This is a genomic window from Sorangium sp. So ce887, from assembly GCF_051521455.1.
GTDB lineage: Bacteria > Myxococcota_A > Polyangia > Polyangiales > Polyangiaceae > Sorangium.
In genome coordinates this window covers 79,407-97,100 of record NZ_CP150354.1, presented here as the reverse complement: position 1 = coordinate 97,100, position 17,694 = coordinate 79,407, and the positions used below count along the sequence as shown (strand labels likewise).

The 17,694-nt window shown below is 72.1% G+C and carries 12 protein-coding genes; 10 read left to right on the top strand and 2 right to left on the bottom strand.

Features of this window, described 5'->3' with window-relative positions; translation table 11 throughout:
- Positions 1 to 52 precede the first annotated feature (52 nt).
- The 4 genes from WMF36_RS00355 (at position 53) to WMF36_RS00340 (ending at position 4,819) form a co-directional block, all read left to right on the top strand.
- Positions 53 to 856, top strand: a complete 804-nt coding sequence (locus tag WMF36_RS00355) for a nucleotidyltransferase domain-containing protein (RefSeq protein ID WP_437577558.1) — start codon at positions 53 to 55, stop codon at positions 854 to 856.
- 560 nt (positions 857 to 1,416) lie between these two features.
- On the top strand, positions 1,417 to 2,238 hold the full coding sequence (locus WMF36_RS00350) for a cellulose binding domain-containing protein (RefSeq protein WP_437577557.1): 822 nt from the start codon (positions 1,417 to 1,419) through the stop codon (positions 2,236 to 2,238).
- Positions 2,239 to 2,614: 376 nt separating this feature from the next.
- Positions 2,615 to 3,811, top strand: a complete 1,197-nt coding sequence (locus WMF36_RS00345; protein ID WP_437577556.1) for a PLP-dependent aminotransferase family protein — start codon at positions 2,615 to 2,617, stop codon at positions 3,809 to 3,811.
- Positions 3,812 to 4,000: 189 nt separating this feature from the next.
- A complete protein-coding gene (locus tag WMF36_RS00340; RefSeq protein WP_437577555.1) occupies positions 4,001 to 4,819 on the top strand; it encodes a hypothetical protein in 819 nt (272 codons plus the stop codon).
- Positions 4,820 to 4,850: 31 nt separating this feature from the next.
- Here WMF36_RS00340 and WMF36_RS00335 read toward each other — a convergent pair whose 3' ends face one another.
- Positions 4,851 to 5,591: a hypothetical protein gene (locus tag WMF36_RS00335; protein WP_437577554.1), complete on the bottom strand. Its 741-nt coding sequence runs from the start codon at positions 5,589 to 5,591 to the stop codon at positions 4,851 to 4,853.
- Positions 5,592 to 5,880: 289 nt separating this feature from the next.
- Here WMF36_RS00335 and WMF36_RS00330 point away from each other — a divergent pair, with 289 nt between their 5' ends.
- The 6 genes from WMF36_RS00330 to WMF36_RS00305 all read left to right on the top strand — a co-directional run bounded on the left by WMF36_RS00330 (position 5,881) and on the right by WMF36_RS00305 (position 13,631).
- The gene (locus WMF36_RS00330) at positions 5,881 to 6,555 is read left to right on the top strand and encodes a dienelactone hydrolase family protein (RefSeq protein ID WP_437577553.1); all 675 of its coding nucleotides are present in this window, start codon (positions 5,881 to 5,883) and stop codon (positions 6,553 to 6,555) included.
- Between the two features lie 193 nt (positions 6,556 to 6,748).
- Positions 6,749 to 8,104 (top strand): cyclic nucleotide-binding domain-containing protein, encoded by a 1,356-nt coding sequence (locus tag WMF36_RS00325; RefSeq protein ID WP_437577552.1) that lies wholly within the window; start codon positions 6,749 to 6,751, stop codon positions 8,102 to 8,104.
- Between the two features lie 275 nt (positions 8,105 to 8,379).
- A complete protein-coding gene (locus WMF36_RS00320; protein WP_437577551.1) occupies positions 8,380 to 9,888 on the top strand; it encodes a serine/threonine-protein kinase in 1,509 nt (502 codons plus the stop codon).
- 8 nt (positions 9,889 to 9,896) lie between these two features.
- Positions 9,897 to 10,883, top strand: a complete 987-nt coding sequence (locus WMF36_RS00315) for a tetratricopeptide repeat protein (protein ID WP_437577550.1) — start codon at positions 9,897 to 9,899, stop codon at positions 10,881 to 10,883.
- Positions 10,883 to 12,544 (top strand): SBBP repeat-containing protein, encoded by a 1,662-nt coding sequence (locus tag WMF36_RS00310; protein WP_437577549.1) that lies wholly within the window; start codon positions 10,883 to 10,885, stop codon positions 12,542 to 12,544. The genes WMF36_RS00315 and WMF36_RS00310 overlap by 1 nt, the downstream gene beginning before the upstream one ends.
- A 412-nt stretch (positions 12,545 to 12,956) precedes the next feature.
- Positions 12,957 to 13,631, top strand: a complete 675-nt coding sequence (locus tag WMF36_RS00305) for a hypothetical protein (RefSeq protein ID WP_437577548.1) — start codon at positions 12,957 to 12,959, stop codon at positions 13,629 to 13,631.
- 136 nt (positions 13,632 to 13,767) lie between these two features.
- Here the strand turns inward: WMF36_RS00305 and WMF36_RS00300 are convergent, their stop codons facing one another.
- A complete protein-coding gene (locus tag WMF36_RS00300) occupies positions 13,768 to 17,670 on the bottom strand; it encodes a lamin tail domain-containing protein (protein WP_437577547.1) in 3,903 nt (1,300 codons plus the stop codon).
- Between the last annotated feature and the right edge of the window lie 24 nt (positions 17,671 to 17,694).

Sequence of the window (17,694 nt, the reverse complement as noted above, 5' to 3'; positions counted from 1 at the left end):
ACGGACCGTCGGGCGGCAGACTCCTCGGTGGAAGAAAGAGTGGATGACCTCGATGCGAGAACCGAACTATCACGCGCACCATCTCCGGACCGTCTCGCGCCTCGTCGAGCGGCTGAGCGCGGACCCGTGCTCCGTGGCGATCATCATCGGAGGCTCCCAGGCGAAGGGGCTGGGGAAGGAGACGTCGGACGTCGACTTCTTCTGGGTGGTCACCGACGAGGAGCACAGGCGGCGGTATGCGGCCGGCGAGCTGGTCTACGTCGCCTGGGACCCGGGCCTCGTGGACTATCCAGGCGGGTACGTCGACGGCAAGATCATCAACCAGGATCTCCTCGAGAAGACCCGCGAGCGCGGCAGTGAGCCGGCGCGCTCGGCGTTCCTGGGGGCGACGGTCGCCTGGTCGCGGCGCCCGGACATCGACGACCTGGTGCGCGCGATCTCGGCCTATCCCGAGCATGAGCGCGCGCACAAGATGCTGGGGTTCATCGCCCAGCTGGAGGCGATGCGCTATTATCTCGAGTCGGCGGAGCAGCACGACAACCGGTATCTCCTGAGCTGGGCTTCGGCGCGCGCGGTGCTCTTCGGCTACCGGCTGATCCTGGCGCACAACCGCATCCTGTATCCGTACCACAAGTGGGTGAGGGCCTTCGTCGCGGACGCGCCCGAGCAGCCGGCGGATCTCCTGCACCTCGCCGACGAGCTGATCCGTGCGCCTGGCAAGAAGACGGGCGAGGCGTTCTGCGGCGCGGTGCTCTCGTTTCGTGACTGGGAGAAGCCCGCACAGTGGCAGACACGGTTCATGGAGGACTCCGAGCTCAACTGGCTCCACGCGCCGCCTCCGCTCGAGGACGCGTGAGGCGGCCCCGCGGGCCGGGACACAGGAGATGAGAGCGGCGAGAACGGCGAGAACACCCGGTGTCGGCCAGTGTTCGTGCCCTACCTGTGCGCAGGAAAACTCCACACAGGACTACGACATCAGCAGAAAGTTACCACGATAGACCTCTTGCTGGCGCCCAAACCTCTTGCTGGCGCCGAGGAGATCTGTATAAGCTTCCGGTCTCAACTTCCTTCCGTTCGACCTTCGGACCTGGTCGGGCGCTCACAGGAGTCATCAAGATGCGACCGATGGCAAGGTGTGCGTCGCTGCTCGGCCCGAAGACGTCCGAAGCAGCGTGGTTCCGGGGTTTTCGGGTGAAGATGTCGACGAGCTCAGGAGCGCAGCTCTTGCAGGGCAGTGGCTGCAATCGAGCTGGAGAATCGCGCTCCTGGCTGATGGGAACGAGGGCTCTCTCTGCCGCCTCTCTCCTGATGCTCGTGGCGTGTGCCGAAGGCTCCAGTCTGGGCGGCGATGGCGGGGGGGGCGGGAGCAGCGCCACATCGAGCTCGAGCGGGGCGTCCTCGTCCAGCTCGAGCAGCGTGGGGTCTGCGGTCTCGACCACGAGCAGCTCCGCGACGGGCGGCACGGCCAGCTCCACGACGGGCGGAGACGGCGGATCCGGCGGTCTCGGCGGCGCCGGCGGCGCCGGCGGGGAGGGCGGAGCTGACGTGACGAGCTCCACGGCCAGCAGCTCGGTCAGCTCCACGGCCAGCAGCTCGGTCAGCTCCACGGCCAGCAGCTCGGTCAGCTCCACGGCCAGCAGCTCGGTCAGCTCCACGGCCAGCAGCTCGGTCAGCTCCGCGGCCAGCAGCTCGGTCAGCTCCACGGCGAGCAGCACGACGGGCGGCGGCGGCAGCGCCACGAGCTCCACCACCGCGAGCTCCACCACCGGCGGCGTAACCACGCCGGCGCTCGAGCTGCAGTACGCCGCCAGAGACACCACCGCCACCCCCCAGCAGCTGTCGTTCAAGGTCCAGGTCAGGAACACCGGAGATGAGAGCATCGCGCTCAGCGATCTGACGATTCGCTACTGGTTCACCGCCGACGTCGCGGCTCTGGATCTCAGAAGCGCATGCGACTTCGCGGCGACCACCGGCGGATGCGCCAACCTCACCAGGACGTTCAGCGAGGCGTCTGGCACGGATGCCGATCACTACTTCGAGCTCGGCTTCCTCGCCGCCGCAGCCAGCCTCGCCCCGGGCGCCACGTCCGGAGAGGTACAGATCCGCGTCTTCAACGCCGATTACGAGCGCATGACGCAGGCCGACGACTACTCCTTCGAAGCGACGACCGCTTGGATCCCGTCGATGCAGGTCACCGTGTACCACGACGGCGTGCTCGCCTGGGGCACAGAGCCCTAGCCCAGAGCACACCTTCCCGACGGCCGGCCCGGGCGAAACGCCTCGCGAGCACCCTCCACGCTCGGAGCAGCGTGCGCTGCGGATACAGATCTCCTGGCAGACATCTCACCGACCAGACCATGACGGCCGTATTTCCAGGCCATGTCCGCCCGGAGGACACCCCTGCTCGCCCGTCGGCGCGCTGTGGCAGCCTGACACGCCGCGCGAGCACGCCACACCCACCAGCGCGTCCTCGCCCGTCCGGCGTTGCCGCGATGTAACCAATTTTCCAGGGAAATACGTCCTGCCGCGGGGCCCGAGGGTTTCCGCTCCGTCTGGAGACGGACAGCGCAGGCGGCACCATCCTTGAATGGGTCGCGTCCGGACCCGGAAATCTATGGACGTTACCGCGCGCGCAACCCATCCGCCCCCGTCATCCCACACCCGGCCGTCGCAGGCCCCGATCTCGCGCGATCCGCCGCGGAGCGGGACGCGGCTCGGCCTCGGGCTCGGCCTCGGCCGGTTCGACGCCCTGACGCGGCGGGCCGCAGACACACCGGGCCTCATCAGCTTCGCGGGCGGGCTGCCGGCGCCGGGGGAGTTCCCGCGGTCCAAGCTCGCGGCGTCGTTCGTCCGCGCGCTCCAGATCCCCAGCTGCCCGGCGCTCCAGTACGGCTGGCCCGAGGGCGACGAGGATCTCCGCTCCTGGATCGCCGGGCAGCTGCGACGGCGCGGCGCCAGCGTCGCTCGCGACGACATCATCGTGACCAGCGGCGCGCAGCAGGCCGTGTCCCTCGCCGCGCAGATGGTCCGCGGGCCGGGCGCCAGGATCGGCGTCGACCCCGAGAGCTACCCCGGCGCGCTCGATCTGTTCCAGGCGCGCCGCGCGACGCTCGTCGACGACGGTAGCCACGTCGATGCGTATTACCTCATGCCCGCTGTCTCCAGCCCGCGTGGACGCAGGCTGTCGCCGCGCGAGCGAGCAAAGGTCCTCTCGACCCTCCGGCCGATCATCGAGGACGACGCCTACGCGGATCTCTGCTTCGACGGCCCCGCCCCGCGGCCGCTCCTGGCCGAGGCGCCCGATCGCGTGTTCCACGTCGGGACGTTCTCGAAGACGCTGTGCCCCGGGCTCCGCGTCGGCTGGCTCGTGCCCCCGCGCGCGCTCCGGGCCGATGTCCTCAAGCTGAAGCAAGCCGACGACCTGCAGGCGGCCAGCCTGCCGCAGGCCATCCTGGAAGACTACCTCCGCAACGAGGACTTCGATCAGCGGCTCGTGCGCCTGCGCGAGTTCTACGCCCGCCGCGCCGCCCGCATGGAGCAAGCGCTCCGCCGGTACCTGCCCGGCTGGAGGTTCGAGTCGCCGGCCGGCGGCTTCGCTATCTGGGTCGAGCCCGACGCCGAGCCGAACGAGGCGTTCTTCCTCGCCGCCGCCATCGAGCACGGCGTCGCCTTCGACCCAGGGTCGCTGTTCCGCGCGAACGGCGCCGTGACCCCGTTCGCCCTCCGACTGTGCTTCTCGTCGGTCTCGCGCGACGAGGACCTCGACGAGGGGGTCCGCCGCCTCGCGCGGTGCTGGGCCGAGGTCGCGTAGCCCCCCGCCGGCTCCCGCGAGCGCGGCCGGCGCCGCCCATCGTGCTCGTCCTCTTCTTCTTCCCGGCGCCTTCCCCGCGATTGACGGTAACCACCGGTAACTGGCGATAACTGATAATTTCCCCCTCGCGGCGCGGCGCATTCGGCGTGGACAGATCGATCTTCGGCCCCAGGGATCCTGTCGAGAGACATGATCCCCCGGACCCGCCGCGCGACGCTCCGCGGGCGCATCGAGCGCCTCGCCCTCGTGGCGATCACGCTGGCGGCCCTCCTCGCGTCGGCGTCCCCCGCGCGCGCACGCCAGATGTTCTTCGATTACGGAGACCACTCGAGCGCCGAGGAAGCCTTCGAGTTCTCCGAACTCCACCTTTCTCGCGTCGTGTATTCCGAGCTCGGGTGTCCGAGCCGCCCGGTGTGGCTGAAGCTCGGCGCCACGCAGGGAGAGACGCTCCGCGTGCAGCTCGGCATGCCGGAGATGGACGCGCTCCGCCGCGAGCGCCCCTCCCTCGCGCTGCTCGGCCCCGGCCTGCCGCGGCCCGCGGGGCTGCCCTTCGCGGCGCCCGCGGGGCTCGGCGCGCGGATCTTCGCGACCCGGAGCGTGCACGACGCGGAGGTGGTCCGCGAGCCCGTCACCGGCGCCCGCTCCTGGCTCCTGCTCGAGCAGCGGATCGAGGTGCCCGAGACCGGGAGCTATCACCTTGTCGCGTGGAGCCCGGAGGCGCGCCGCGTACGGCTCTGGATCGCGATCGGCGAGGCGCCGAGCGAGGAGCTCAGCAACGTGGACGACCCGGTGGAGCGCGCGATGGCGTTCCACCAGCCCTGGACGGCGCCCGACCTCAGCGCGCCCTGCACGCGCGCGCGCCGCCCGGCGCCCGGGGACGGCGCCTCGGCGGCGGCCTGCGCGCACGCCGCCGGCCCTGCGCACGGCGCGCTGCCTGGCCTCGCTGCGGCGGCGCTCGCCGCGGCCGCGGCGCGGCGAGCGCGGCGCCGCTGCGTGCCCGGGCGGTGACGGGGCGCCGTCCTCGGGCAGCGTGGGCCGCTCACTGCTCCAGCGCGCCGCCCGGCTTGTGCGGGACGGGCGGACGGCGCTCGAGCAGCTCCCGCGCCGCGGCGCGCACGACGGCAGGCACGTCCGCCGCCGCCGCGAGCTGCAGGAGCTCGGGCCGCAGGAGGAGGCGCACCATGGGCACGGCGAGCTCCGGCGGCGCGCCCGGGTTCTGCACGATCGCCATGCGCACCCGCGCGCGCTGGGGCCACTCGGGGTGCCGCGCGAGCTCCGTCATGACCTCCGGGCTCGCCGGGCGCCGCGCCGCGAGGCGGACGACGTCGTCCTCGGTCAGGCGCGGGTTCGCGAGCAGGTTGCGGATGACGAGCGGGTGCGGGTCCCGCAGCAGGGCGTCGAAGGCGGCGCGCGTCGGCCGCCGCGCGAGCGCGCGCCGCTCGCCGAGCGAGAGCGCGCGGCCCGCGCTCGACGTGGCGAGGCGGCGCTCGTCGGGCGCCGGCGAGGCCGGCTGCGCCTCGTGCCGCCGCGCCTTGCGGCGCAGGAGCCGCGAGAGCGACAGGAGGGAGAGGGAGGGGGCGAGCTCCCGGAGCTGCTCGACGCGCTCGGAGAGCGCCGGATCCGCGAGGACCGGCACGACGGCGCCGAGCACGTCGCGCGCGCCGGGATCGGCCTGCTCGGCGTCGCGGCAGAGGTCGTCGAGCGCGCGGGCGACGGAGGCGGGCTCGGCGCGCAGCATCTCGCTCCGCACGAACGCGACCCGCAGCCGGAGCTCCTTCAAGGAAGAGACGGCTCGCCTCCATCGTCCCGCCAGCGGATCCACGCGGTCATTTTACCTCGTCCGCGCGCCGGCGTGGAGCGCGCGCCCGGTATCTTGCGATGCGCGATGCGCATCACGCGATGCGCGGTTATCCTGCGCCGCGGCAGAGGGGCCGGCGGATGCCGAGCCCCGTTCGTTCACTGGGGCCGGCGCACGCCGAGCCCCGTTCGTTCACTGGGGCCGGCGGATGCCGAGCCCCGTTCGTTCACTGGGGCCGGCGCCGCCGCCCCGCCTTGAAGGGAGGAGTCGCATGTCCGAGAAGGTTTCATTCCCCGTGAAGGATGGGTCCTCGGCGACCGGCGCGATCGTCTGGCCGAAACAGGGCGGCAAGGCGCCTGCGGTCGTCCTGATCCAGGAGTGGTGGGGCCTGAACGACCACATCCGCTCGCTGCTCGATCGGCTCGCCGCCGCCGGGTTCATCGCCCTCGCCCCCGACCTCTACCACGGCAAGACCACCAAGGACGCGACCGAGGCCAACCGGCTCATGACCGAGCTCGACAAGCCGCACGCCCTCGAGGAGATCGCCGGCGCCGTCCGCTTCCTGTCGGCGCACGAGCGCTCGAACGGCAAGGTCGGCATCATCGGGTTCTGCCTGGGCGGCGCGCTGAGCCTCGCCGCCGCGGCGACGGTCCCGGAGCTCGCGGCCGTCGTGCCCTTCTACGGCGTCCCGAGCCCCGCGCCCGACTATTCGCGCGTCAAGGCGCCGATCCTCGCCCACTTCGCCTCGCGCGATGAGTGGGCGACGCCGGCCGCCGCCGAGGCGATCCGGAAGGAGCTCGCCGCCCGCGGCCAGTCGATGGATCTCCACATCTACGACGCCGACCACGCGTTCGCGAACGACACGCGCCCCGATGTCTACAACCCCGATGCGGCCAAGCTCGCGTGGGAGCGGAGCATCGCGTTCCTGAAGCAGCACCTCGGCTGAGCGCAGCGCCCCGGCCCTTCCCCGCGAGGCGCCGCGCCGGCCGGGCGCCGCCGCTCGCGCCGCGCCCCCCGCCGCCCGGGGGGCCGCTCGCCGCGCTCGACGTGGGCGCGACGCCGCGACGCCCGAGCCGCCGCATGGCAACCGGATCGGCCTTCTTTGCCGTCGCTCAAGGAACCCTGATATACACGCTTACATGGCACTCCCCCCGGTACTCCCGGGCTCGACGCACCAGGCGGAGTCGCCGATCGACCGAGCGCTCGCGCTCGCGCTCGCGGGAGAGCGCGACGCCGCGCTCCGTTGGGCCGCGGCGCTGGTCCGGCACGACCCGACCATGCCGTCCGCGCTCTGCCTCTGCGGCCGCCTCCTCGGCGAGCTGAACCGGCACGAGACCGCGCGCGAGGCGTGCTCCACCGCGGTCATCCGCGCGATCGACCTGGAGAACCTGCCGCTCGCCGTGGCGGCCGCGCGCGAGAGCGAGCGCTTCGGCGGCGATCCCGGCCCCGGGCTCGACCTGATCGCCGACTCGTTCTGCAGGGACTCGCCGCGGCTCGGCGAGGGCGCGCCCCCGCCGCCCCCCCTGCCGACCGCCGAGGCGTTCCAGCCGCTCGCCGCCGTGCTCCAGGGCGCGCTCCTGCTCAACAAGGCGACCGAGATCATCCACCACGCGACGCGCAGGCTGGTCGCCCAGGCCGACCACCCCGGGATCGCGCCCCAGCCGGTCTTCTCGTCCGTCGGGCGCGACGCGCTCCGGGCCCTGTGCGCCGCGTTCACCCCCATCTGGGTCCCGGCGGGGACGACCGTGATCGAGCAGGGCGCGGCGCGCAGCGAGGCGTACTTCGTCGCGCGCGGCGAGCTCGAGGCCCGGCGCCGGCGCGGGGACGAGGAGACCCTCCTCGCGCGGCTCACGAACGGCGCCATGTTCGGCGAGATGGCGCTGCTCTCGCGGGCGCCGCGCACCGGGAGCGTCGTCGCCACGCGGCCATCCATCGTCCTCGAGGTGAAGCGCGACGCGATCGACGAGATCACGCAGCGTGAGCCCGAGGTGGGCCTGGAGCTGGCCGCCTACTGCCGGGACCGCATGGTCGAGAACCTCGTCCGGATGAGCGACGTGCTCCGTGTCGTCCCCGAGGCCGACAGGCCCGTGCTCGTGAAGCGGTTCCGCACGCGCACGTTCGAGAAGAACGAGCGGCTGCTCGTCCAGGACGAGCGGCCCCCCGGCCTGTTCCTCATCGCCTCCGGCGAGGTCGCCGTGGTCCGGCGCGACGGCGCGGACGACGCCCGCGGCGAGCCGCTCGTGCTCTCGACGCTCGGCCCGGGCGACGTCGCCGGCGAGATCGCGATGGTCCTCCGCCGCGCGGCGAACGCCGACGTGATCGCCGTCCACCCCACCGTGACGCTGTACCTGCCGGCCACCGAGTTCATGGGGCTGTGCGAGGATCACCCGGCCGTGCTGGCACAACTCTACAAGCTCGCCGTCCAGCGCGACGACGAGACCACGAGCATCATGGCCGAGGAGGTCTCCGTGGCCGAGGATTTTGTGCTCATCTAGATCGCCGGACCGCTCGAAAGACGGAGAAATGCGCGACGGTTGCGCAGAGTTTTTGTTGTTGTTCCCTCTCTGCCTCTGTGGTTCAAACTCTCTCTTGCAAGGGGTTTCAACCTGTTCGGTGCTCTAGCAGCGTCCTGCGAACGCGAGGCGCGTGCGTCGGTTGACGCAGCGCGCCATACCCCGTAGACTTTCAGTCTATCCGTTGTTCTTGTTGACCAGCACTGAACAATCACCAGCGTAGGGTAGGCCACGCGCGCACGACAGGTCCTGCGACAATGACGACGAACGCGTTCGGGCTGGAGGGACAGGTGCTGGTCGGCCGGTATCGGCTGATCCGCCCGCTCAGCTCGGGCAGCATGGGCACCGTCTGGCGCGCGGCCGATCTCACGCTGGGCTCACCGGTCGCGATCAAGATGCTCGGCCCGCTGTACGCGAAGGACGAGACGGTCCGCGCGCGCTTCCACCAGGAGGCGCAGGCGGCGGCGGCGCTCCGCAGCCCGAACGTCGTGCAGATCCTCGATCACGGCGTCGACAACGACGTCCCCTTCATCGCGATGGAGCTGCTCGAGGGCGAGGATCTCGCGCACCGGCTCGGGCGCGTCCGCACGCTCTCTCGGGCCGAGACGACGCGCATCTTCGCCGACGTCGCGCGCGCCGTCCGCAAGGCCCACGACGCCGGCATCGTCCACCGCGACCTCAAGCCCGACAACATCTTCCTCGCCCGCGACGACGACCGCGAGGTGGCCAAGGTCCTCGACTTCGGCGTCGCGAAGACGCGCTTGTACGGCAGCGAGGGCATGGGGACGCAGGCCGGCGTGCTGATCGGGACGCTGCCGTACATGAGCCCTGAGCAGGCGCAGGGGGTGACCGTCGATTACCGGTCGGACCTGTGGGCCCTCGGGGTCATCGCCTTCGAGTGCGTGTGCGGCCGGGCGGCGATCAAGGCCGAGGCGCCCGGCGCGATGATCCTCGAGATATGCAGTGAGCCGCTGCCCGTCCCCTCGCGGGTGGCGTCCGTGCCCGTGCCGCCGGCGTTCGACGACTGGTTCCTCCAGGCGTGCAGCCGCGATCCGAGCGCGCGGTTCCCCTCGGCGACGGCGATGGTCGAGGCGCTGCGCGAGGCGCTCCTGCCGGAGGGCGAGGCGCCGGAGACCGAGAGGGCATCGCTGAGCTCCACCCACGCCCCTGCCCCGGCGGCCGCCGCGCCGATCTCCATCCCGCCGGCGTCCGCGCCGCCGATGTCCGCCCCGCCGGTCGTCTCGCCCGGCGGGGGCGCGGCCTCGCCGCCGATCGTCGACGAGGGCGCGGAGGTCGAGGGGAAGCCTCGCCGCGCCGCGCCGGTCGCCGCCCTCGTGCTCGGCCTCGCGGCTTCGGCCGTCGGCGTGGTGCTCTTCGTGGGCTGGCGCGCGCTGGGGAGCGACCCGACCGCGCACGAGACGCCGTCCGGCGCCGCGTCGCCGCCGGCGGCGATCGAGGCGCCGCCGGCCGCTCCTCCGGCGAACGCTCCGCCGGCGGAGACGGCTCCGGCCACGGGAGCGCCCGAGATCGCGCCTTCCCGGGACGCGGCGACCCCGGCGCCTGCGGGCGACGCCGGCTCGGCGCGGGCCTCCAGGGCGCCCGCCTCGACCCGAGCGCCCGCCGCGACCGCCTCCTGGACCGCGGCGGCGCCCGCTCGACCGGCCAAGGCCGCCTCCTCCGCGCAGCGGACCAGGACCTCCTCGTCCGCGGCCGCGCCCTCGGCCTCCAGCGCGACGCGGCCCAAGGCCGACCGCCTCGGCTTCTGAGCAGACGAATGCACCCGCGATTGAGGGCCCTGGGCACCGCCGCCGTCGCGCTCGCATTCGCATTCGCGCTCGCGACCCCCGCGCGGGCGGCCGACGTCGACCCCGCCACCGTGAACGCTGCCCGGGCGCTCGCGGAGGAGGGCCTCGAGCTCTACGACAAGGGCGAGTATGCGGCGGCGCTCGACAAGCTCTGGCGCGCGGAAGAGCTGATCCAGGCGCCCACGATCGGCCTGTACGTGGCGCGGTGCCTCGAGCGCCTCGGGCGCCTCATCGAGGCCTCCGAGCGCTACCTGCACGTGAGCCGCACGCCGCTCGACGCCTCGGCCAGCGACGTCTTCAGGACGGCGGTCGCCGACGCCGAGAAGGCGTATAACGATCTCAAACCACGGATCCCCAGGCTCGCAGTCGGGGTGCGCGGCGCCCCGGAGCGCGAGGTGCAGATCTCCATCGACGGGAAGCTCATGCCACCGGCGCTCGTGGGGGTCAGCCGGCCTGTCGATCCTGGCAAGCACCTTGTCGAGGGCGCGTGGGGGAGCCGTGTCGTCCGGCAGGAGATCACGCTGCAGGAGCGCCAGGAGACGGCGGTCGCGCTCGCGTTCCCCGACGTCCGCCGGCCCGTCTTCGTCCCCTCCCCGGCCGCCCCCGCGCAGCCGACCACGCAGCGCGTGCTCGGCTGGTCTGCGGTGGGCACGGGCGCGGCGGCGCTCGTCCTCGGCGGCATCACGTTCGGCGTCACAAGCGCGCTGCGCAGCGACCTGATCGATCTCGGGTGTACCGAGGAGGTCGTGTGCCCGGACACGCGGAAGACGCGCGACACGCTGAGCTCGTACAACAGCATGCGCCTCATCCCTGCGCCGGCGTTCATCGTGGGCGGGGCGCTCGCCGCGGGCGGCGCCGCGCTGCTCCTCACCTTGCCGTCTGCGTCGAGGCCCAGGGGCGCGACGGCGCGTCCGTGGGTATCGCCGTGGGGCGCGGGGATCGCGGGGGTGTTTTGATGAGACGCAGCGACTTCTTGGTCCTCTCCGGCGCGCTCGGCGTGGCCGGCGCGCTGGGCGGGTGCTTCGACAAGGGCGTGATCGCGGCGAACGTCGGCGGCGCCGGGCAAGGCGGGACGGGCAGCCAGGGCGGCGGCGGCGGCACCGGCGGCGGCACCGGCGCGGAGGGCGGCGCCGGCGGGACGACGTCGACCTCTTCCACTGGCATGGAGCCGTGTGAGCCTTGTTATCACGGCCCCCCCATGACCGAGGGTGTCGGCGTGTGCAAGAGCGGCTGTCTGCGAGACGGGTCGTGCGTCGATCAGGTGATCCCCACGGCCGAGGGCTGCACGGTGGACGCCGAGGATGTTGATGATGTTGACGAGAGCTGCGACGGTGAGCCCAGGTGCACCGGAACGCTCGAGTGGAGCATCAAGATCGGAAGAGACGGCGAGCAGCACGGTGAAGACATCGCCTTCGACAGGGCAGGGAACATCCTGGTCGCGGGGCGGTTCTCCGGGAGCGTGGATTTCGCCACCAGCCAGGGCTCGACCGACGGCTTCGTCGTCAAGCTCGCCGCCGACGGGACCCCGATCTGGAACAAGGCGTTCGGCGGGTCGGGCACGGATGTTTGCACGCGCGTGGCGTACGCCAAGAACGACCTCGTGGTCCTGGCCGGGACCTACGAGAACGCCCTCTATTTCGACGGGACGTCGCTCCCCAGCGCCGGCAGCACGGACGTGTTCGTGGCGAAGCTCGACGCGGCGGGCGATCTCGACTGGATCAAGCGCATCAGCGGTCCCGGGGCCGACACCGTCCGCGGGCTCTCGGTGGATGCGGACGACAACATCGTGGTCGCCGGCAGCTTCACCGACCGGGCCAACGTGCTGGGTGCGGCCAACCTCGTCAGCTTCGGCGGAGAGGACATCTTCGTCGTGAAGATGGACGCGCAGGGGGAACACATCTGGAGCAAGAACTTCGGCAATTCGAGCCCTCAGGTCGCGCTGGACGCCGCCTTCACGCCCGATGGCAGCGTGGTCCTGGTCGGCAGCATCGCCGGCCCGATGCGCTTCGGGGAGACGGACCTCATCCCCCGCGGCTATGACGCCTTCATGGGGAAGCTCGACAGGAACGGGGAGCCGCTCATGGCCAAGACCTTCGGCGACAACATGGACCAGGAGTTCGTGTCGGTCGCGGTGGACGCCCAGGGAAGCATCTTCGTTGCGGGGATGACCGAAGGACAGATGAGCTTCGACGGATCACCCCCGCCGCACGCCGGAGAGTCCGACGCGGTGGTCGCGGCCTTCGACTCCGAGGGCAAGCATGTCTGGAGCCGTCAGTTCGGGGATGCGGCGAATCAGCGGGCGCTCGGGGTGGCGGTGGACCCGGCAGGCAACGTCCTCGTGGCCGGAGAGTTCGAGAGATCCATCGATCTCAAGCCCCCGCAGGTCGAGTCCCGCGGCGGCTTCGACGCTTTCCTGGCGAAGCTCAAACCGGACGGCACGACGGCCTGGGCGGTGTCGTTCGGCGACGCAATGACGCAGAGCGCCGCGGCCGTCGACGTGGATGCGCTGGGGTTCATCGCGCTGACGGGCAATTTCAGCGGCAGCATCGATCTCGGCGGAGCCCCCCTGACGAGCGCCGGGGGCCGCGACGCTTTCGTCGCCAAGCTGCAGCCCTGACGTCCGCCCCACGTCGAGGCGCGCTCCGCCGCCGCGCCGGCGCTCCCCGCGAAGGTGCCCGGTGCACGCCGATTGACACGTTCTGGCAGACGGTAAACTCACGAAAGGTCTGCTCGTGCTGCATTGAGCAAAGGCGGATCTTTGTGCCTGCCAGCAGCATGGGAGATCCGCCGCGCAGGACAGGACCTCCAGCGGACCAGGGGGACACGCGGTGGTCCGGTGAGAGCTCCATGCACCAGAACAACTGATCCACCGGATCGAGCGCGACCCGCCCCTGGAGCGCCTCGAGATCCCTCGTTTTGCCTTCCCTGCGCGCTCTTGGGCGGTGCGCGCGATGCCGTGGCGAGGTCTTCGTACCGGGCACCACATTTGCCTGCTGAGGAGCCGCTCACGGAGGAGGAGGTCTCGCGCGATGAACTACTCTCAAGAGAGGGCCGGGGTGCCCCCCCCCTATCCCGTCGACACGTACGTTCAGGGGACGAGGGCGGGCGCTCACGCGGCGCTCCAGGTGCCTCCCAGCATCGCGCCGGTGGCGGCCAGCGTGCCGCCCATGTCGACCACGGACGACCTGGACCGCGAGCTCGAAGCGCTCGCCCAGGGCGTGCGGCAGAAGCGGCGCAGTCGGTTCGCGGTCGTGATGGGCCTGCTCTTGGTGGCCGGGGCTGCGGCCACGGTCACCACCTTCGCCGGCAAGGTGAAGGAGGCCGAGGCGGCCCAGGCCGAGGCGGTGGCCGCGCGCATCGTCGAGCAGGACAGGATCGCGCAGCTCAACCTCCAGATCGAGGAGCGCAACAAGAAGATCTCCGAGCTGACCCTCGCGCTCGACACCGCCAAGAGCGACGCCGAGAAGGCGCAGAAGGCGTTCACCGCCTACAAGGCCGAGGAGGAGGCAAAGGCCGCGGCAGAGGACGAGGGCGAGGACGAAGCCGACGCGAAGACGTCGAAGCTCTCGCCCAAGTCGGCCGTGGTCAAGCGCGGCCGGGCGGCGCCGGCCAAGGCCGCGCGGGGCGCCCGTGCGGGGGCGTCGGCGAAGAAGGGCGGCAAGTGCGTGTGCAAGCAGGGCGACCCGCTCTGCGGCTGCCTGTGAGCAGCGGCTCACGGGCTCTCCCCTCCAGATCCAGCTGACACACCAGGACACCGGCAGAGGCCGCGCGGCGGAGCCGGACCCCTGAGGGCCGCCGGGACGCGCTGCGCAGGAGAGCGCAGCGCGCCTCGGCCGAGGCTCACGGCACGTTCGCCGCGCCAGGCGTGATCGTCGCGGAGAACGCCCAGTCGGCCGCGGCCTGGTTCGTGTCCGTCCCGTCGGGCAGGCGGCAGAGCGAGCCAGGAGCATTGTTTACGTCCGCCACGGAGGCGGGCAATGGCTCGCCCTCGACGAGGCTCACACTGGCCTCCCCGATCGTGACAGCGGTGATGCTCCCCTCGTAGGAGAGCGCGTCGATCAAGCTCCCCGTCGTCGTGTTCACCAGCGCGATCCCGTCGGGGTCGTCGGGCGCTCCGTTCTGCACCCGGTTGGTCTGGGCGCCCGAGAACGGGATTGCCAGCGTCCCCTCCGGCAGGGTGTCGCTGCCGACCACCGCCGTGCTGCCGACCACGAGGTACTGGCCCGCCGCGAGCGTCCCGGCAAGGCTCAGATCGAACGTCTGGTAGGCGGACGGAGGCTCCGAAGCGCCGTTGATCAACACGAGCGCGTGACCGGCGAGGTCCACGGGCGCGCCCGTGCCGTTGTAGATCTCGATGAACTCGGCACCATCGGTATTCTCCTGATCGTAATCCACCTCGTTGATCACGAGCCTTCCCGTCACCGTCACCGTCTCGACGGTCGCGGAGAGCGAGATCGCCCCGAGCGTCGCCGTCACGGTGGCGCCGGCCACCGAGCCGCCGTCCACGTAGTCGAACGTGGCGCTCTGCTGCCCGCCCGGGATCGCGACCGACGCCGGGAGGGTGCCAGCGCCCGGCGGATCGAGCGCGAGGGCCACGACGGCGCCCTCCGACGGCGCCGGGATGTCGAGCGTCACGGTGAACGACACCGTGCCGCCCGGAGCCACCCTGGGCGACGGCGGGTCGAGCGCGGCCAGCACCGGCGCCTCGACCGCGTCGAGGACGCGCACCGTCGCGGTCAGGCTCACGTCGCCGAGGGAGGCGGTGAGCTCCACCGCCTCGGCCGCGGCGAGGGCGTCGAGCAGCACGACCGCGCTCGTCGCGCCGGCGGGCACGGTCGCGCCGCCGCCCACCACCGCGATCGCCGCCGGATCTCCCGATGTCACGGTCACGAACGTGTCGGCCGTCGCCGGCCCGGAGAGCGTCACCTCGAGCGGCGCCGGCAGGGTCGGCGCGGCGACCTGCCCCACGTAGGCGAACGACGCATCCGGCCCGAACGCGGCGAGCCGCGGAGCGCCCGCCACGAGGTCCTGCGCGCTGCGCGGCTCGACCTTCGAGTTGTCGTTCCGGTGGTTGAGGATGCCGCGGATCCTCGCGAAGCCGTCGCCCTCCGCCGGGAAGGGATCGGCCCGGTAGAGGAGATCGTCCACGCGCAGATCGCCCGTGACGATGAACTCGAAGTACATCGTCTCGAGCCCGATCACCTCGACGTCCTCCACCTCGACGAGGACGCCCTCGAGCTCGGCGGCGCGCGGCCCGCCGGTGACGATGTCGGCCGGCGCGACGGGCTCCGGCGCCGGCGCCGCCTCGCCGAGCGACGCGATCACCTCGACGACGGCGGAGCCGAGCTGGATCTGCCCGTAGAAGCTCGTGACCACCGCGCTCGTGATCCGCACGCGATCGCCCGCGACCACGGTGTTCGACGGGCTGTAGACGTAGACGCCGGAGTCCGCCGGCCCCGCGTACCCCGCGTCCCCGAGCTTCACCTGCACGAAGAACCCGCTCGCGTGCTTCCCCGTCACGAGCGCGTTCTCCAGGGCCACCGTCGCGCCCTCGGCGACGGTGCCGTCCTTGATGTCGTAGATCGACACGATGCAGCCCTGCGCTCCGGGGTTCGCCGCCGCCGGGCAGAGGTCGCACGGGTCGCCCTTGCCGTCGCGGTCCATGTCGGCCTGGTCGGGGTTCTGGAGGCTCGGGCAGTTGTCCGCTCCGTTGAGCACGCCGTCGTTGTCGCCGTCGTTCGGGTTCGGCGCCGAGCAGAGGGTGCTCCCCGCGTCGAGCGGGCATGCGTCGCAGGCGTCGCCGTCGCCGTCGCCGTCGAAGTCGGCCTGGGCCCCGCTGTCGAGCGGCCGGATGGGGTTGAAGACGCTCGGGCAGTCGTCCGCGCCGTTGGCGATGCCGTCGCCGTCGAGGTCCTCGTCCGTGGGCTGCCCGGTGTAGACGGTCGAGCCGTTCACCGAGGCGTTCACGGGCGCGGTCGCCGCGCGCGACGGCGTGCAGAGCGGCTCGCGCTCGGGCTCGCCGCAGAAGAACGCGGGGTAGATCTCGCCCGCTTCCCGCTCTAGCTCCTCCAGCGTCATCCCGATCTCGTCCTGCAGACAGACCTGCTTCGCGACGCCGCACACGTCGAGCTCGTTGCACGCCTCCGCGCCCCGGACCGCGGCCACCACGGCCGCGTCGCCGTAGAGGACCTTTCCGCCGCGCATCACGAGCACGACGTCCTCCGGCGCGGCGGCGACGATCGCGCGGTGGTCTTCGCGCTCCGCGCCGTCGAAGATCGCGATGTCGGCGACCTTCCCCGTCGACAGCGCGCCGATCACGTCGTCGGTGGCGGTGACCGCGGCGGCGCTTCCGGTCACCATCGTCCACAGCTCCTCGTCGGTGAAGAAGCCGTCGTAGTACGTCTCGTTGAGCGCCGCCGCGCACCGGAGCTCGCGCAGCAGGTTCATCGAGCCGGTCGCGATCCAGTCCGTGCCGAGCGCGATCTGCACCCCGAGGCGGGCCGCGGCGGTGACCACGGCCGTGTCGCCGTAGAGGGTGATGTTGGAGCGCGGAGACCAGATGAGCGCCGTCCCCTTCGCCGCCATGGCCGCGTAGTCGGGCGCGGTCAGGCCGATCCCGTGGATGTACGCGCTCTGCGGCAGCAGCACGTCGTTGGGATCCGCCTGCAAGCAGACGAACTCGTTGCGCGCCGACGCCTCGATCCCCTCGGCGATGTGCGGGCAATAGGCGTCCTCGCCCTCGATGTCCTCGCCTTTCACCATGTCGCCCGAGTAGCCGCAGCCGCTCACGAGCTCGCGGCCGCTCGCGTCGTCGAGCGGGAAGGTGTCGAATTTGACCGGCTTCTTCCCCAGGCCTTCCTGGTCGGCCCGGTCCAGGTTCCGGAGGAGCCCGGTCGCGCTCCCCGAGCCGACGATCGACGTCGCGCCGCCCATCAGGAAGCGGAGCTCGCCCCACCGGATTTGCGCCGCGGTGGCCGAGCCCTCCGTGTCGATCTCCGTGTGGTCGTTGTTCCCGGTGCGCCAGTCGTGCCGGTGCTCGTAGCGCTCGTCGGTCGGGGTATACGGGCTGTTCTGCGTGTACGTGATGTGGTCGTGCGTGTTGATCAGCGAGGGGGAGACGACGCCCGTCGGGCACGTGATCTCGGTCGCCCCCGCCGCCTCGCAGTCGCAGCCGACGCACGCGATCGTCCCGCGCTCGTCCACGAGCACCCGCCCGCCGCGGTACACCGCGCCCGGCGTGAGCACGGTGCCCCGGATCAGCGTGGCGCCCGCGCCGGCGACCACCGCGCACGTCCCCTGCGCGAGCGGCGCCAGCGCCTCGCACACGATCTCCTGGGCCGGCGTCTTCGTGCAGTCGACCTCGCAGCCGTCGCCGGCCGCGACGTTGCCGTCGTCGCACTGCTCGCCCGGATCGACGGCGCCGTCGCCGCAGCGCGGGGGCACCTCGATCTCGCACTCCGCCGAGCAGCCGTCGCCGTCCGCCGTGTTGCTGTCGTCGCACGCCTCGCCGGGGTCGAGCGCGCCGTCGCCGCAGCGGGGCCGCACCTCCTCGCGCTGGCACGTCGGCGAACAGCCGTCGCCCTCCGCCGTGTTGCCGTCGTCGCACACCTCGCCCGCGTCGACCTCGCCGTCGCCGCACACCCCGGAGGGGTTATCGCCGCCGTCGTCCCCGCAGCCGTTCCAGAACAAGACACCCACGAGCACGGCCATCAGCCGCGTGAAGCGCATCGACCTGTGAGGCATGGCTCGAGTGTAGGTGATGCCCGC

Excerpts from the sequence above, each read along its gene's own strand:
- WMF36_RS00355 (WP_437577558.1), top strand. The coding sequence starts at position 53 with ATGCGAGAACCGAACTATCACGCGCACCATCTCCGGACCGTCTCGCGC.
- WMF36_RS00330 (WP_437577553.1), top strand. The coding sequence starts at position 5,881 with ATGTCCGAGAAGGTTTCATTCCCCGTGAAGGATGGGTCCTCGGCGACC.
- WMF36_RS00325 (WP_437577552.1), top strand. The coding sequence starts at position 6,749 with ATGGCACTCCCCCCGGTACTCCCGGGCTCGACGCACCAGGCGGAGTCG.
- WMF36_RS00340 (WP_437577555.1), top strand. The coding sequence starts at position 4,001 with ATGATCCCCCGGACCCGCCGCGCGACGCTCCGCGGGCGCATCGAGCGC.
- WMF36_RS00320 (WP_437577551.1), top strand. The coding sequence starts at position 8,380 with ATGACGACGAACGCGTTCGGGCTGGAGGGACAGGTGCTGGTCGGCCGG.
- WMF36_RS00305 (WP_437577548.1), top strand. The coding sequence starts at position 12,957 with ATGAACTACTCTCAAGAGAGGGCCGGGGTGCCCCCCCCCTATCCCGTC.
- WMF36_RS00300 (WP_437577547.1), bottom strand. The coding sequence starts at position 17,670 with ATGCCTCACAGGTCGATGCGCTTCACGCGGCTGATGGCCGTGCTCGTG.
- WMF36_RS00310 (WP_437577549.1), top strand. The coding sequence starts at position 10,883 with ATGAGACGCAGCGACTTCTTGGTCCTCTCCGGCGCGCTCGGCGTGGCC.
- WMF36_RS00315 (WP_437577550.1), top strand. The coding sequence starts at position 9,897 with ATGCACCCGCGATTGAGGGCCCTGGGCACCGCCGCCGTCGCGCTCGCA.
- WMF36_RS00345 (WP_437577556.1), top strand. The coding sequence starts at position 2,615 with ATGGACGTTACCGCGCGCGCAACCCATCCGCCCCCGTCATCCCACACC.